The organism is Agrobacterium sp. 22-209-1 (assembly GCF_053522485.1).
Genome location: NZ_JBNWCH010000004.1, coordinates 269,635 through 284,832, shown reverse-complemented (window position 1 = coordinate 284,832; position 15,198 = coordinate 269,635). Strand labels below are relative to the sequence as shown.

The window sequence follows — 15,198 nt, the reverse complement described above, 5'->3', positions numbered from 1 at the left end:
GAAGGATACGGCCGGCCTTTTGCCTTTGTCGCGGGCAGCCGGTTACGGCAGGCAGGACTGGGCGGTTTCATGCGCAAGGCCATTCATCGCTCCTATTGTTCGCTCCTCGCAGCGGCAGCGTTTGCGCTTTTCAGTGCAAGCCCGGCACAATCGCAGACCGGCCCCTTCATCGCCAAGGCGGAACAGGCCTATATGATCGATGCCGAAACAGGCACGGTGCTTCTTTCGCAAAATGAGGATCAGCCTTTTCCGCCCGCATCGCTCGCCAAGCTGATGACGGTGGAAGTGGTGCTGGATGCGCTTTCAAAGGGGCAGGTGACGGCAGAGACGGCTTATCCCGTCTCGGAATATGCCTGGCGCACGGGCGGCGCGCCTTCACGCACCTCGACGATGTTCGCGGCGCTGAAATCCTCGGTCAGCATCAACGATCTCTTGACCGGGATCATCGTTCAGAACGCCAATGACGGCTGTATCGTCGTCGCCGAAGGCATGGCAGGTTCGGATGCCGCTTTCGCCAAACGCATGACGGTGAGGGCGGACGAACTGGGCATGAGCCGAAGCACCTTTACCAATTCGACCGGGCTTCCCGACCCCGGCAACCGGACGAGTGCGAGGGATATGGTGCGCCTTGCCCAGCATCTGCATGACACCTATCCCGACCGTTACGGGCTTTTTACCAAGCCGGATTTCGAATGGAACCGGATTTTCCAGCGCAACAAGAATACGCTCCTGATGCCCGGGAGCGGTATCGACGGTCTCGGTCTCGGTTTTGCGGAAGGCAGCGGTTTTGCGGCTGTCGTTTCGGCCGAGCGGGGAGGCCGCCGGGTCTATCTGGCGCTTGGCGGCATCGCGGACGACAAGACGCGGCAGGAAGAGGCCCGCCGGGTGGTGGACTGGGGCCTGACCGCCTTTGAAAAACGCCATCTCTTCAGCAGGGACGAAGCCGTCGGGTCTGTCAGCGTTTATGGCGGCGATGTTTCGCATATCGATCTTTCGCCGAAGGAAGATGTGAGCGTGCTTGTGCCGGTCAATAATCCGGACCGTATTTCCGGCCGGATCGTCTATCGCTGGCCCCTGAATGCGCCGCTGGACGTCGGTGCAAATGCCGGAACGCTTAAGATTTTTTCGGGCGAGCGCCTGTTGCGGGAAGTGCCGCTTTATACGAAGGCGGCGGTCGGCAAGGGGTCGCTCACCCAGAATGCGACAGGCGCGCTGAAGGAACTGCTGCTGTTCTGGCTCTGAAAACCTGTTGCACGGGCGGCCTTGTTCCTATGCTTTTGTTCAGGCATCGGATTTTCTGAAAAGCGCTTCACACTTTTCCGTTCGATGCTGTAAACAGGCATTTCAACATTGACGTGAATTCCTCGCAGGACGTGACATTGGCCGAAAAGACCGGATTGTTCATCAGCTTCGAAGGCGGCGAAGGCGCCGGCAAGTCGACGCAGATTCGCACGCTTGCCGAGGCGCTTCGCGGCCGTGGTTTCGAGGTGGTCGTGACGCGTGAGCCGGGCGGCTCGCCGGGTGCGGAGGCCGTTCGGCATGTTCTGCTCTCGGGTGCGGCAGAGTCCTTCGGGGTGCGCATGGAAGCAATCCTGTTTGCGGCGGCGCGCAACGACCATGTCGAAGAGGTCATTCGTCCGGCGCTTGCGCGCGGCGAGATCGTGCTCTGCGACCGCTTTCTTGATTCCTCGCGTGTCTATCAGGGCACGACCGGCAATCTGGAGCCTGATTTCATCGAGACGCTGCAACGGATAGCCATCGATGGCGTCGTGCCGGAGTTGACGCTGATCTTCGATATCGCCGCCGAAAAGGGGCTCGCCCGCGCCAGAAAACGGGCGGATGAGGGTGCTACGCCGGATCGGTTCGAAAAAGAGGAAATCGAGACCCACGAGAAGCGTCGTGAGGCCTATCTGGATATTGCGCTCGCCGAGCCGCGTCGTTGCCGGATCGTGAACGCCGACCAGCCGCAGGAAAAGGTGACGGAGGATGTCATGTCCTTTGTCGAGCCGTTGCTCGAGCGTGCGGGAAAAGCTGCGGACGCCGCGCATGAGTGAGGTTCAGGGCGTTCTCGACGGCGCGATTGCGCCGCAGCAGAACACGAGGCTTTTCGGGCACGAGGAGGCGGAGGCCTTTCTTGCGCAATCCTATCGTTCCGGCAAAGGCCATCACGCCATTCTGATCGAGGGACCGGAGGGGATCGGCAAGGCGACGCTCGCTTTTCGTTTCGCCAATCATGTGCTGACCCATCCCGATCCCGCATCCGCGCCGGATTTCCTTGCCGATCCCGATCCGCAATCACTGGTCAGCCGGCAGATCACCTCCGGCGCCTCGCACAATCTGCTGCATCTGACCCGTCCTGTGGACGAAAAGACGGGCCGTGTGAAATCCGCCATTACGGTGGACGAGGTGCGGCGGGCAGGGCACTTCTTTTCGCAGACATCCGGCACGGGCAACTGGCGCATCGTCATCATCGATCCTGCCGACGATCTTAACCGGAACGCCGCCAATGCCATCCTGAAAATACTGGAGGAGCCGCCGAAGCGGGCGATGTTCCTCGTGCTTTCGCATGCACCGGGAAAATTGCTGCCGACCATCCGTTCGCGCTGCATGCCGCTCCGGCTCGTGCCGCTTTCCGATGCGGCGATGGTGCAAGCGCTCGATCAACTCGACATCAGCCCCGAAGGTGAGAAACGCGACGCTCTGCTTGCCGCCGCCAAGGGCAGCGTGGCGCAGGCGCTGAAACTGATGAATTATGGCGGTTCCGACATTGTCGAGGTCTTTGCCGAAGTGATGACTGCCGAAGGGCCGGGCGCGCGCAAGCGCATGCACAAGCTTGCCGAGGTTCTGGCGCAGAAAGATGGCGACATCGTTCTCGGATTCTTCATGGAGCATGTGACGGAAGAGCTGATGGCGCGAGCGCGGGCGGCGGCAATGGCGGGTGACCTTGCGGCGGCAGAAAAACATGCACGGCTTTCCTCGACGCTTTCGGAGCGCATCACTGTGGCGCAGGCCTATAATCTCGACAAGAAGCAGATGGTGCTTTCCATTCTGGAAGATATTCGTTCGGTTTAGGCGCCGGGATATGAATCATACCCGAAATGGGGAAGTTGTTGTTTCGCTGCTGCGAACAATGGTTTAAGAGCGGTCTATCCAAAAAACAGCCTGTAAAGTCGATAGACCGTCATGACAGACAAGACACCGTTCTACATCACCACCGCGATCTCCTATCCCAACGGCAAGCCGCATATCGGCCATGCCTATGAGTTGATTGCGACGGACGCCATGGCACGCTTTCAGCGCCTGGACGGAATGGATGTTTTCTTCCTGACCGGCACCGACGAACATGGCCAGAAGATGCAGCAGACGGCGCGGGCGGAAGGTATTTCGCCGGAAGATCTCGCCCAGCGCAACTCCGACCAGTTCCGCGAGATGGGCAAGCTGCTCAACGCCTCGAATGACGATTTCATCCGCACCACGGAAGAGCGTCACCACGAGACCTCGCGCAATATCTGGAACCTGATGGCCGGTAGCGGTGACATCTACAAGGACAGCTATGCCGGCTGGTACTCGGTGCGCGACGAGGCCTATTACGCCGAGGACGAGACGGAAGTGCGCGCCGATGGCGTCCGTTACGGGCCGCAGGGCACGCCGGTCGAATGGGTGGAAGAGGAAAGCTACTTCTTCAAGCTCTCCGAATATCAGGATAAACTCCTGAAGCTCTACGAGGAGAACCCTGACTTCATCGGTCCGGCCGAGCGTCGCAACGAGATCATTTCGTTCGTGAAATCCGGTCTTAAGGACCTGTCGATTTCCCGCACCACCTTTGACTGGGGCATCAAGGTTCCTAACGATCCGAAGCACGTCATGTATGTCTGGGTCGATGCGCTGACCAACTACATCACCGCGACCGGTTACATCGAGGATAAAAACGGCCCGCGTGCGAAATATTGGCCCGCCGACGTGCATATCATAGGCAAGGACATCATCCGTTTCCACGCGGTCTATTGGCCGGCCTTTCTGATGAGCGCCAAGCTGCCGCTGCCCAAGCGGGTCTATGCGCACGGCTTCCTGCTCAACAAGGGCGAGAAGATGTCGAAGTCGCTCGGCAACGTCGTCGATCCAGCCAATCTGGTAAACCATTTCGGTCTCGATCAGGTCCGTTATTTCTTCCTGCGCGAAGTCTCCTTCGGCCAGGATGGCAGCTATAGCGAAGAGGGCATCGCCACCCGTATCAATGCCGATCTTGCCAATGGCATCGGCAATCTCGCCAGCCGTTCACTCTCGATGATTGTCAAGAATTGCGACGGCCAGATCCCGACGCCCGGTGAGTTCACCGAAGAAGACAAGGCGATGCTTGGCTCCGCCGATGGGCTGCTTGAGATTTGCCGCGAGGAGATGGGTAAACAGCTCATCCACCGTGCGCTTGCGGCCATCATCGCCGTCGTCTCGGAAACCGACCGCTATTTCGCCTCGCAGGAGCCGTGGGCGCTGAAAAAGACCGACCCTGGGCGCATGGGCACCGTGCTTTACGTTACGGCGGAAGTGGTGCGCCAGATCGGCATTCTCCTGCAGCCCTTCATGCCGGAATCCTGCGAGAAGCTGCTCGATCTCGTCGCTGCGCCTGCCGATAAACGTGATTTCGCTGCTTTGGGCGCAGCTGGCCGTCTGGTTCCGGGCACGCCGCTGGAAGCACCGAAGCCGGTTTTCCCGCGTTATGTCGCGCCGGAAGCTTAAAGGCGACAACCATGCTGATCGATACCCATTGTCATCTGGATTTTCCCGATTTCGAGGCCGAGCGCGACGACATTATCGCACGCGCCCATGCTTCTGGCGTCGCCCAGATGGTGACGATCTCGACCCGGGTGCGTCGGCTGCCGGAGCTTTTGAAGATCGCGGAAAAATATCCGTCGGTCTTCTGTTCGGTCGGTACGCATCCCAACAATGCCGACGAGGAACTGGATATTTCCGCCGACGAGCTTGTGCGGCTCGCGGAGAGCCATGACAAGATCGTGGCGATCGGTGAGGCGGGTCTGGATTATTTCTACGATACGCAGAAGCCGGAAGACCAGAAGACCGGCCTTATTCGCCACATAGAGGCGGCAAGAAGAACGAAGCTGCCGCTCGTCATCCACAGCCGCAGTGCCGATGACGATATGGCCGCTATTCTGCGCGCCGAAAGCGGGAAGGGCGCATTCCCCTTTATCCTGCACTGCTTTTCCGCCGGTCCGGAGCTGGCGAAAGCGGGCGTCGAGCTGGGTGGTTACGTGTCTTTTTCCGGCATCCTGACCTTCCCGAAATCGCAGGATATCCGCGATATTGCCGCCACCGTGCCGCTGGACAGGCTGCTCGTTGAAACCGACGCGCCCTATCTTGCGCCGAAGCGCTGGCGCGGAAAACGCAACGAGCCGTCCTATGTAGTCAACACGGCGGAAGTTCTGGCCGAAGTGCATGGTATTTCCTTCGAGCGCATGGCCGAAATCACCACCGAAAACGCCTTCCGTTGCTTCTCCAAGATGACAAGGGTGTAGGTGTGGCAATCTACCGTCGTCGCTTCACGGTTCTCGGTTGCGCGTCATCGCCCGGCGTGCCGCGCATCAACGGTGACTGGGGTGCCTGCGACCCTGATAATCCGAAAAATCGGCGCACGCGCGCGGCCTTTATGGTGGAGCAGATCGGCCCTGACGGTGGCAAGACCACCGTCGTCATCGACACCGGCCCGGATTTTCGCGAGCAGATGATCGCCGCCAAGGTGGAAGCCGTCGATGCCGTGCTTTACACCCACGCCCACGCCGACCATCTGCACGGCATCGATGATCTGCGCATCTATTTCGCTCTCCAGAAACACCGCATCCCGATCTGGGCCGATCCCGTCACCATGGCGCGAATCCGCGACGGTTTTGCCTATTGCCTGGAGACGCCGGCGGGCAGCAGCTATCCACCGATCGTCAGGCCGCAGCTTATCGCCGATATCGACGAGCCTGTTATTATCGACGGGGCGGGCGGGCCGATCCCCTTCAAGGTGCATATGCAGCAGCATGGGGACGTGCATTCGCTTGGTTTTCGCATCGGCGACGTTGCCTATTGCACCGATGTCAGCGATTTTCCGGCGGAAAGCTTGCCCAAGCTTACCGGCCTCGACGTGCTCGTCATCGATGCCTTGCAGTATCGATATCACCCCAGCCATTTTTCGCTGGAACAGGCGCTCGGCTGGATCGAGGCATTCGCACCCAAACGGGCGATCTTGACCCACATGCATATTCCGCTCGATTATGACACGGTGATGCGTGAAACGCCTGATCATGTTGAACCGGCTTATGATCAGATGCGTTTCGAAATCGAGATCGAAGCAGCCTGACGCCGCCTGAGAAGGAATAACATGTCGACCAAGCCTTTCCGTGCACCCAGTATGGCGAGCTTTTTCGACAATCTGCGCGCCAGCCGCCTGCGGGCGATGTTTCGGCGCGGTGAAGTGGGGCTGGTGCTTCTTGCCGTCTTGATCGGCATTGCAGCGGGCCTTCTGGTGGCGTTGATCGGCGCCCTGAGCACGGCGCTGCATGTTATGGTTTTCGGCGTCGAGCGGCTGAGCAGCAGCGATCTCTCCGGCCGTATCGTGCTCGCCGGGCCGATCGTCGGCGGCATCGTGCTCGGCATAATCATCTTCATTCTTTCGAAGACACGCAAAAAACCCATGATCGACCCCATCGAGGCGAATGCGCTGCATGGCGGTCGCCTGTCGCTAACGGACAGCATCATCGTGTGCGTGCAGAATATCGTCTCCAATGGTTTTGGCGCTTCTGTCGGGCTTGAGGCCGGCTACACGCAGATCGCCAGCGGCGTTGCCTCGAAGATCGGCATCAAGCTGAAACTGCGGCGAGGGGACATGCGTATTCTTGTCGGCTGTGGTGCGGCGGGCGCTATTGCTGCGGCCTTCAACGCGCCTCTGACCGGGGCGTTCTACGCCATCGAACTCATTATCGGCACCTATACCGTGGTGACGCTTGCGCCGCTCATCGTCGCGGCGCTGGTGGCGACGACGGTCATCGGAATTATCGGTGGCCATGGCATCTCGATCGATATTGTCGATGCCAGCCGTGTGACGCCGGCCGATTATGTGCCCGCCATCTTTCTCGGCGTCGTGTGTGCGGCCATTGGCATCGTGCTGATGCAGGCAGTGTCCTTCATCGAAGAAACTGCGCGTAAAAGCGCCATTCCGGGCTGGCTGCGTCCCACGATAGGCGGCGTGGCGGTGGGTGCTCTAGCGCTGATTTCACCGCAGGTACTGTCGAGCGGCCATGGCGCACTGCATCTCAACATCGATGCCGAACTGACGATATATGGGGTGGCCGGGCTGTTTTTGCTGAAGGCAGCGGCCAGCGCCATTTCCATCGGCTCGAACTTCCGCGGCGGCCTCTTTTTCGCGTCGCTGTTCATGGGCTCGTTGCTCGGCAAGATTTTCGCGCTTTGCGCACCCTATATCGGTTATGGATCGACCGCGCCCATCGTTTATGCCGTGATTGGCATGAGCGCCTTTGCCGCCGCCATCATCGGCGGCCCGCTGACGATGACGTTTCTGGCGCTGGAACTGACAGGCGACTTCCAGATCACGGCTCTGGTGCTTGCCGCCGTCATCACCACCTCGCTCGTGGTGCGCACCACCTTCGGTTATTCCTTCGCCACCTGGCGTTTTCACCTGCGGGGCGAGAGCATTCGCAGCGCCCACGATATCGGCTGGATCCGCGACCTGACGGTCGGCAAGATGATGCGCGCCGATATCCGCAAGGCCAATGTCAGCATGGGGCTTCCGGCCTTCAAGGAGAAGTTCCCGCTCGGCTCCACGCAACGGGTGATCATGACCCATGATGACGGGCGTTATGCCGGCATCATCCTTGTCCCGGAAATCTACGCCGACCCGATGGATCGCGACCCCAGCAAAATCAGCCTCGAAACCTATCTGCATTACAAGAACGACGTGTTGCTGCCGACCATGAATGCCCGGCAAGCGGCGGCAGCCTTTGATGCGGCGGAGAGCGAAGCGCTGGTTGTCGTCAATGACAAGATCGAAAATCGTCCTGTCGGATTGCTGACTGAAAGCCATACGCTGAGGCGCTATAGCGAAGAACTGGATTTAAGACGCCGGGAGGCATCGGGTGAGTTTTGATGTTACATTAGATTATCGTTTTTATATATTGATATAATTATACTTTTTAATTTCTCATCATCTTTAATCCTTGGCTTGGAACGGTCTTTTCGACGCGCAGACGCGCGTCGGCCGGATTTCTGTGGCCGACACAGAAATGGGACGGAGGACTTCTCCACTCCAGGGAGCCAATGTGTCGCGTATGTGATGCACAACAACTCCACCAAAGTCAGCCTCTGGTTCAACGTCCGACGGCACTGAACCCGTGCTCCCCCACGGCATTTTTCGCTGTCATGTCATTTTTCTCAACGCCTGCTTGACAAAAAAACAGTCCGCAGAATAAATAGACTGACTACTTAATTAATGATTTGTCGAACTGGAAATGGGCCAGTCGGGGAAGATGACGTGGGATTGTTCGCACCCCGTCCGGTCCCGAAGCTCGAGTGGCCAGATATTTTTGACTGCCTTCATTCTTATCTGCAGAACGGGCGCCGATGAAACTTGGAGAAAACGATGCCTTCGAAAAGCAGCACGGTTGAGACGACGCCTTTTGCGGCGCCCTGCGGCGAACTCGAAATGGTTTCGGAGCCCGGGTTTCGCGGGCTCGGTCTTCCGCATCGCCGTGCGCCGCTTTATGGCGTCATCCTTGCCGGGGGGCTGTCGCTTTTCGGCAATGCGGTGGCGGCCGTTGCGCTGCCCTGGATCGTGCTGTCCCTGACCGGCAATGCCGCATGGACGGGGATAGCGGCGGCGGCGGGCATGATACCGCTGGTTATCGGCGCTTTCTGCGGCGGCCCCGTCGTCGACCGTTTCGGTTCGCGTATCGTTGCGGTAACCGCCGATCTCGCTAGCGCCCTGAGCGTCGCGGCCATTCCCTTTCTGATGATGACCGGGCAGATGGATATAGGCCTGCTACTCTGCCTGATCGTGGTCGGGGCGCTGCTCGACGGTCCGGGTATGATCGCCCATGATGCAAGAGTGCCGGAACTTGCTCGCATCGCCCGGATGCCGATCGAGCGGGTCACCTCGATAGATGAGTTGCTTGATAACGCGGCGATGATTTTCGGTCCGCCGGTCGCGGGGATCGCCATTGCCGCTTTCGGGATGGAATATGCCTTGATGATCACGGCGGCCTGTTCGCTGCTCGCTGCCGTGATCGGCGCGATCTGTTTGCCGCGTCATATGCGCAAGTCCGTCGATGCGGATCGCGGCGATGCGACTTTTGCGGGTCTGCGCTTTCTGCTCACGGAGCCGATTCTGCGTCTTCTGCTCATCGTCGCCATGGTGATGCTGGCGGTTTTCGGGGCGCTCAACGCCGTTGTCCTGCCGGTGCTGTTCAAGGCCAGCGGAGCGGATGTCCTTAATCTCGGGCTGTTTCTCTCGGTTTCCGGGGCAGGGGCGGCTTTGTCGGCGTTGGTTTTCGCCATTCGCGGCCACTCCTGGAACGGCCGGGCCGTCCTGCTCGCAGGCATATCCGGCGCGACGCTCTCCATCGGCCTCGTCGCTTTCCTTCAGAGCGGTCCCTTGCTGCTCATCGCGGCGGCCCTGGTCGGTCTTTCCACCGGGGCGCTCGGCCCGCTCGCCAATGCGATATTTCTGAAACGCGCGCCGGCTGCAATCCGCGGCAGCGTGCTTGGAACCACGGCGGCGATTGCGATGACGGCGACGCCGCTTGCCGTGCTGATCGCCGGTTTCGGCCTTGAGGCCGCCGGCGCTGCCCGGTTCTTGTGGGGGCTCAGCGCCACGCTCTGTCTGCTGCTGCTCTGGGTTTTCCTCAACCCGGTCGCGCGCGCGCTGAAGAAATCGCCGCCATGATCGGGCCTCCACCTTTTTTGCGATGCAATCAAACCATCCGTGCGCCGCAGTTTTTGCCACACCCGATGTTCGAACCCGGACCCGTCCTGCCATGAACGACCTGAATTCCTCTTTCCCAAACCACCAGCCCACAAATCCTCGGCCATTGCTCGGAGAAACGACAGGACGACGGCCTTCCAGACGCCTGCTCTGGTGGACGCTGCTAGCCATTGGACTTGCAGGCGGTGCTACCTGGCTGATATCGCCGGTTGAGGAGGCGCCCGCCGTGAGTCAGACCATGACGCCCGTCAAGGTACGGCCGCATGTGTCCGTCGTCATCGCAGCGCCTTATGGTTTCAACGCCGGGCAGGATGTTGCCGGGCTTCTCGCCGCCCGCAACGATATTTCCATCGGTACGGCCGTCACTGGCCAGCGCATCGTCGAGGTTTTCGTCGATGTCGGCGACACGGTTGCGGCCGGGCAATTGCTGGCGCGGCTGGAAAGCAAGACACTCGCGGCCCAGGTTGAACAGACAGAAGCAACCGTCGCCCGCGCCCGCGCCGCACTTGCCGAGGCCGAGGCGGCTGAGATAGAGGCGAGCGAGAATCTGCGCCGCGCCGAAGGGCTTTCCGGCTCCAGCGTCAGCAAGGAACAGCTTGGCCAGCGCCGCGCCGCCGCGGCCATGTCGCAGGCAAAGATCGAGGGCGCCCGTGCCGAACTGGCGGGTGCACAGGCGCAACTGACCCAGCACCTTCTCGAGCTGGAGCGGACCGAGATTCTTTCGCCGAAACCCGGCCTCATCACACAACGCCATGCCCGTATCGGCGCGATGCCCGATGGTACGGAGCCGCTGTTTCGCCTGTTGCAGGATGGCGAACTGGAGTTTCTGGCCGAAGCGCCGGAACGGGTGCTGCCGTCCCTGCAGACCGGCCAATCCGTAGCGATCGCGGTCAATGGCGTCGGCCGCGCCATTCAGGGGACCATCCGGGTCGTCGAACCGGCGGTCAACACACAAAGCCGTCTCGGCATCGTGCGCATCGCCGTTCAACCGGCCGCCGATCTGAGGGTAGGTGCCTTCGCGCGCGGCAAGGTCGATCTCGGCGAACGCCGCTTCCTCGTCTCCGTTCCTGAAGCAGCATTGCGGCTGCGCCGCGAAGGTGCGGCCCAGCTTGTGGTGGTCGATGGTGAGAACAAGGTGGCACGCCGTGCCGTTCGTGTGGGGCAGGCGCAGAACGGCGTCGTTGAAATCCTTGAAGGGTTGAGCGCGGGCGAGCGCGTCGTGGAAAGCGCCAGCGCCTTCCTGCGCGACGGCGATGAGATCGTCGGCATCAGCGAAATCGCACAGAAAGAGGAGGGGCGGCGATGACCAATATTTCCTCATGGGCCATCCGCCGTCCCATCCCCATCATCGTCCTTTTCCTGCTTCTGACGCTTATCGGCATCCAGTCCTTCATGAAGCTGCCGGTCAACGCCAATCCGCGCGTCGATTTTCCGATTGTCACGGTCTCCATCGTTCAGGCGGGCGCGGCCCCGGCTGAGCTTGAAACGCAGGTGACGCGGCGGGTCGAAGGTGCGATTTCGGGCCTTGCCGGCATAAGGCATATCCAGTCGACCATCGGTGACGGGCTTTCCACCACGACGGTGGAATTCCAGCTCGGCATCGATACGGCCCGCGCCACCAACGATGTGCGTCAGGCCGTCTCGCAGATCCGCTCCGAAATGCCGCGCGATATCGAGGAACCGACAATCGCCAGCCTCGATGTCGAGGGTGGCGCGATCCTTTATTTTGCGGTTCGCGCCCCGCAAATGTCGCCCGTCGATCTTTCCTGGTTCGTTGACGAGGCCATTGGCCGCGAATTGCTGACGACCAAGGGCGTGCAGCGGGTGCAGCGCATTGGCGGCGTCAGCCGTGAAATTACCGTCCAGCTCGATCCAGACCAACTCACCGCTTTCGGCATCAATGCCGAGGATATCAACAATCAGGTTCAGGCCTTCAACACCAATGTGCCCGGCGGCAGAAGCCGGCTCAACGAGAAGGAACAGTCGATCCGCGCCGTCGGCGGCGCGATCAGCGCCGGCGAGCTGGCGGAGCGGCCGATCAGCCTGCCGAACGGCCAATGGACGACGCTCGCCACGCTCGGAAAGGTGACGGATGGCGCGGCTGAGCCGCGTGAACTGTCGCGCCTCGACGGTGAGCCGGTGGTCGGCTTTTCGGTGTTCCGCGCCAAGGGGTCGAGCGACACGGCAGTCGAAGACGCCGTCAATGCCACGATTGCCCGGTTGGTCGCCATCTATCCCGGCGTCGAGATCGACCGGGTGCTTTCGACCGTCGATTATACCCGGGCGAGTTATCAGGTTGCCATGGAGACACTGATCGAAGGTGCTGCGCTGACCGTCGTCATTGTCTTCCTCTTCCTGCGCGACTGGCGGGCGACGCTGATTGCGGCCGTCGCCATGCCGCTTTCGATCCTGCCCACCTTCACGGTGATGTTGTGGTTCGATTTCACTCTCAACAGCATCACCCTCCTGGCACTGACGTTGGTGATCGGCGTTCTCGTGGATGATGCGATTGTTGAGGTGGAAAATATCGACCGGCATCTGCATATGGGCAAGCGGCCGTTTCAGGCATCCATCGATGCGGCCGATCAGATCGGTTTTGCGGTTCTTGCCATCACCGCCACCATCGTCGCGGTGTTTCTGCCGGTCAGCTTCATCGGCGGCGTCATTGGCCAATATTTCAAGCAGTTCGGCCTGACCGTGTCGGTTGCCGTGCTCGCCAGCATGCTGGTGGCGCGTCTCGTGACGCCGCTGATGGCCGCCTATATTCTCGTACCGAAGGCGGTGAAGCACGAAGAACGCGGTGCGCCGAAGTCCCGCATGGGCCGGGGTTACGTAGCGCTTCTGGAACTTGCGCTTCGCCATCGGCTGAAAACCTGCGGCATCGGCGTTCTGGTGCTCGTCGGTTCCTTCCTGCTGGTGCCGCTTCTGCCCTCAGGCTTCCTGCCGAGCGACGACCGCAGCCTGTCGCGTATTCTGATCGAGCTGCCGCCGGATTCGACGCTGCGCGATACCGACAGTGCCGTGCAGTCGATAACGACGGCGCTCCGGGAAATGCCGGAGGTTAAAAGCGTCTTCGCCTCCATCGGCAGGACGGATGACGGCCCCGACGTTGCCCGCGCCTCCCTGCTGGTCAATCTCGTGCCAGCCTCCGAGCGTACGCTTTCCCAGCGTCAGTTCGAGCTTGGTGCAGCAGACCTGATTGCTCGCACACCCAATATCCGCTTCGCTTTCCAGAATGAAAATGCGGCGCGCGATATTTCCGTCATCCTCGTCGGCGACGAGCCGGAGAAGCTGGCCACTGCGGCTCTTGCCGTGGAAACCGGCATGCGCGGCATCGAGGGAATTGCCAATGTGCAGACCGCCGAACCCCTGCCGCGGGCGGAATTGCAGGTCAGGCCGCGTTTTGACGAGGCGGCTCGGCTTGGCGTTTCCACGCAATCCATCGCCGCCGTCACGCGTATTGCCACGACTGGCGATACGGACGCCAATTCCGCCAAGTTCAATATCGGCGACCGGCAGGTGCCGATCCGCGTGATGATCGACCGGCGCGCGCAGAGCAACCTCGATACGCTCGGCATGCTCAGGGTGTCGGTGGCGAATGGCAGCCTGCCGCTGTTATCGGTGGCCGATCTTTCGGTCTCGGAAGGGCCGGGGCAGCTCAACCGCTTCGACCGCATGCGCCGGGTGACCGTCAGCGCCGATCTCGCGGGCATTCCGCTTGGCGCCGCGCTGGAGCGCATCAATGCGCTCGACGCCGTGACCTCGCTTCCGGCCGGCGTGCGGCAGGTGCAATATGGCGATGCCGAATATATCGGTGAGATGTTCCAGAGTTTCAGCGCCGCCATGCTGTTCGGCCTCATGATGGTGCTGGCCGTGCTGATCGTTCTCTTCAAGGATTTTCTTCAGCCGATCACCATCCTCGTGGCATTGCCGCTTTCGGTGGGCGGCGCAATTGTCGGTCTGCTGCTTTATGGCGGCGCGCTCGATCTGCCGGCGGTCATCGGCTTGCTGATGCTGATGGGTATTGTCACCAAGAACTCCATTCTGCTGGTGGAATTCGCCATCGAGAAGCGCAAGGGCGGGCTCAGCCGCCAAAGGGCGCTGGTGGAATCCGGCGTCGAGCGCGCCCGTCCGATCATCATGACCACGCTTGCCATGGTTGCTGGCATGATGCCGGCGGCGCTGGGGGTGGGGGCGGATGCCGGTTTCCGCGCGCCCATGGCGATTGCCGTGATCGGCGGCCTCATTACGTCCACCCTGCTGAGCCTCGTCTTCGTGCCCGTCGTCTTCACCTATATGGACGATCTGCGCGGCTGGCTCAGCCGCAGGCTGCAACGTCTCACCTCCGTGACCGCCGCAGACCGGGCAGCGGCGGAGCGCCGGATAGCCGCTGGCGTGGCTGAAACTGCGCAGGGGCATGGATGATGACAGACGCTCCGGTCTCAGGCCTGACGGCGACCGCCATACACGAGCATATCGCCGCCGCCGGGCGATCCGAGGGGTTTCTGTCCGGCCCGGTTTTTCTCGATACCGGATCGGAAGACGTCATCGCGCTCGAGGTGCAATATCACCTGCCATTCTACCGGATGGCCCTGTTCGACCGGCTGGACGTGGCGATGCCGAAACTGCTGGCGGAAGCGGTTCCCAAGCGGCAGGCGGAGTTTCTCGCGGGCCGTTTTCTGGGGCAGGCGGCGCTCACGCTTTTCGGGCATGACCCTCAGCCGATCGGCATCGGCAACAGGCGCGAGCCGGTATGGCCTTCAGGCATAAGCGGCTCGATCAGCCATTCCCACGGCATCTGCGTGTGCATGGTAACGCAGGAGCACGATGTCAGGGTCGGTGTCGATATAGAAAAGATTGAGCCAGGGGCGGTAACGGAGATCATCCTGAAGCGCGCCCTGGCGCCGCTGGAGCGCAGGCTGATTGCCGAACTGGAGGAATGTGACGCAAGCATACTGCCTTTTCTGGTGTTTTCCGCCAAGGAGACGCTGTTCAAGGCGCTTTATCCGGTGGTTGGACGCCATTTCGATTTCCAGGCGGCGCGTCTTTTCGAAAAACCCGGTCGCGATGAACTGCGGCTGGAACTGACGCGCCCGCTACATCGCTCACTTCCGGCGGGACGCCGTTTTTCCATACGCTTTTCGGTGGCGGGCAGTTTTGTCCGCACCTGGCTTGTTTGTCGTTAAACCCATATTTCAGGGAGATAT

Annotated in this window: 11 protein-coding genes; all 11 read left to right on the top strand. The window is 60.8% G+C overall.

Going from position 1 to position 15,198, the window contains the following annotated elements:
- Positions 1-69: 69 nt before the first annotated feature.
- The 11 genes from ACQZ48_RS12480 (at position 70) to ACQZ48_RS12430 (ending at position 15,177) form a co-directional block, all read left to right on the top strand.
- Entirely contained in the window at positions 70-1,242 is a 1,173-nt protein-coding gene (locus tag ACQZ48_RS12480) for a D-alanyl-D-alanine carboxypeptidase family protein (RefSeq protein WP_077982293.1), read from the top strand.
- 137 nt (positions 1,243-1,379) lie between these two features.
- A complete protein-coding gene (gene tmk / locus ACQZ48_RS12475; RefSeq protein WP_137410305.1) occupies positions 1,380-2,054 on the top strand; it encodes a dTMP kinase in 675 nt (224 codons plus the stop codon).
- Positions 2,047-3,072: a DNA polymerase III subunit delta' gene (locus ACQZ48_RS12470; protein ID WP_137410304.1), complete on the top strand. Its 1,026-nt coding sequence runs from the start codon at positions 2,047-2,049 to the stop codon at positions 3,070-3,072. Before tmk ends, ACQZ48_RS12470 begins: the two co-directional genes overlap by 8 nt.
- A 111-nt stretch (positions 3,073-3,183) precedes the next feature.
- On the top strand, positions 3,184-4,734 hold the full coding sequence (metG, locus tag ACQZ48_RS12465; RefSeq protein WP_448728863.1) for a methionine--tRNA ligase: 1,551 nt from the start codon (positions 3,184-3,186) through the stop codon (positions 4,732-4,734).
- A gap of 11 nt (positions 4,735-4,745) precedes the next feature.
- Entirely contained in the window at positions 4,746-5,528 is a 783-nt protein-coding gene (locus tag ACQZ48_RS12460; RefSeq protein ID WP_191218285.1) for a TatD family hydrolase, read from the top strand.
- A gap of 2 nt (positions 5,529-5,530) precedes the next feature.
- Complete coding sequence (locus tag ACQZ48_RS12455) at positions 5,531-6,355, top strand: MBL fold metallo-hydrolase (protein WP_191218286.1); 825 nt, start codon at positions 5,531-5,533, stop codon at positions 6,353-6,355.
- Positions 6,356-6,376: 21 nt separating this feature from the next.
- A complete protein-coding gene (locus tag ACQZ48_RS12450; protein ID WP_448728862.1) occupies positions 6,377-8,158 on the top strand; it encodes a chloride channel protein in 1,782 nt (593 codons plus the stop codon).
- A gap of 492 nt (positions 8,159-8,650) precedes the next feature.
- Positions 8,651-9,952 (top strand): MFS transporter, encoded by a 1,302-nt coding sequence (locus tag ACQZ48_RS12445; protein WP_448728861.1) that lies wholly within the window; start codon positions 8,651-8,653, stop codon positions 9,950-9,952.
- Between the two features lie 265 nt (positions 9,953-10,217).
- Positions 10,218-11,297 carry an efflux RND transporter periplasmic adaptor subunit gene (locus tag ACQZ48_RS12440; RefSeq protein WP_448728860.1) on the top strand — a complete coding sequence of 360 codons (1,080 nt, stop codon included), beginning with the start codon at positions 10,218-10,220 and terminating at the stop codon, positions 11,295-11,297.
- Positions 11,294-14,416, top strand: a complete 3,123-nt coding sequence (locus tag ACQZ48_RS12435; RefSeq protein WP_448728859.1) for an efflux RND transporter permease subunit — start codon at positions 11,294-11,296, stop codon at positions 14,414-14,416. Before ACQZ48_RS12440 ends, ACQZ48_RS12435 begins: the two co-directional genes overlap by 4 nt.
- Positions 14,413-15,177 (top strand): 4'-phosphopantetheinyl transferase family protein, encoded by a 765-nt coding sequence (locus ACQZ48_RS12430; RefSeq protein WP_137410296.1) that lies wholly within the window; start codon positions 14,413-14,415, stop codon positions 15,175-15,177. The genes ACQZ48_RS12435 and ACQZ48_RS12430 overlap by 4 nt, the downstream gene beginning before the upstream one ends.
- Positions 15,178-15,198: the final 21 nt, after the last annotated feature.

Bases quoted from the DNA above. Each gene is read 5' to 3' on its own strand.
- ACQZ48_RS12480 (WP_077982293.1), top strand. From the start codon at position 70: ATGCGCAAGGCCATTCATCGCTCCTATTGTTCGCTCCTCGCAGCGGCA.
- ACQZ48_RS12470 (WP_137410304.1), top strand. From the start codon at position 2,047: ATGAGTGAGGTTCAGGGCGTTCTCGACGGCGCGATTGCGCCGCAGCAG.
- metG (WP_448728863.1), top strand. From the start codon at position 3,184: ATGACAGACAAGACACCGTTCTACATCACCACCGCGATCTCCTATCCC.
- ACQZ48_RS12460 (WP_191218285.1), top strand. From the start codon at position 4,746: ATGCTGATCGATACCCATTGTCATCTGGATTTTCCCGATTTCGAGGCC.
- ACQZ48_RS12450 (WP_448728862.1), top strand. From the start codon at position 6,377: ATGTCGACCAAGCCTTTCCGTGCACCCAGTATGGCGAGCTTTTTCGAC.
- ACQZ48_RS12445 (WP_448728861.1), top strand. From the start codon at position 8,651: ATGCCTTCGAAAAGCAGCACGGTTGAGACGACGCCTTTTGCGGCGCCC.
- ACQZ48_RS12435 (WP_448728859.1), top strand. From the start codon at position 11,294: ATGACCAATATTTCCTCATGGGCCATCCGCCGTCCCATCCCCATCATC.
- ACQZ48_RS12430 (WP_137410296.1), top strand. From the start codon at position 14,413: ATGATGACAGACGCTCCGGTCTCAGGCCTGACGGCGACCGCCATACAC.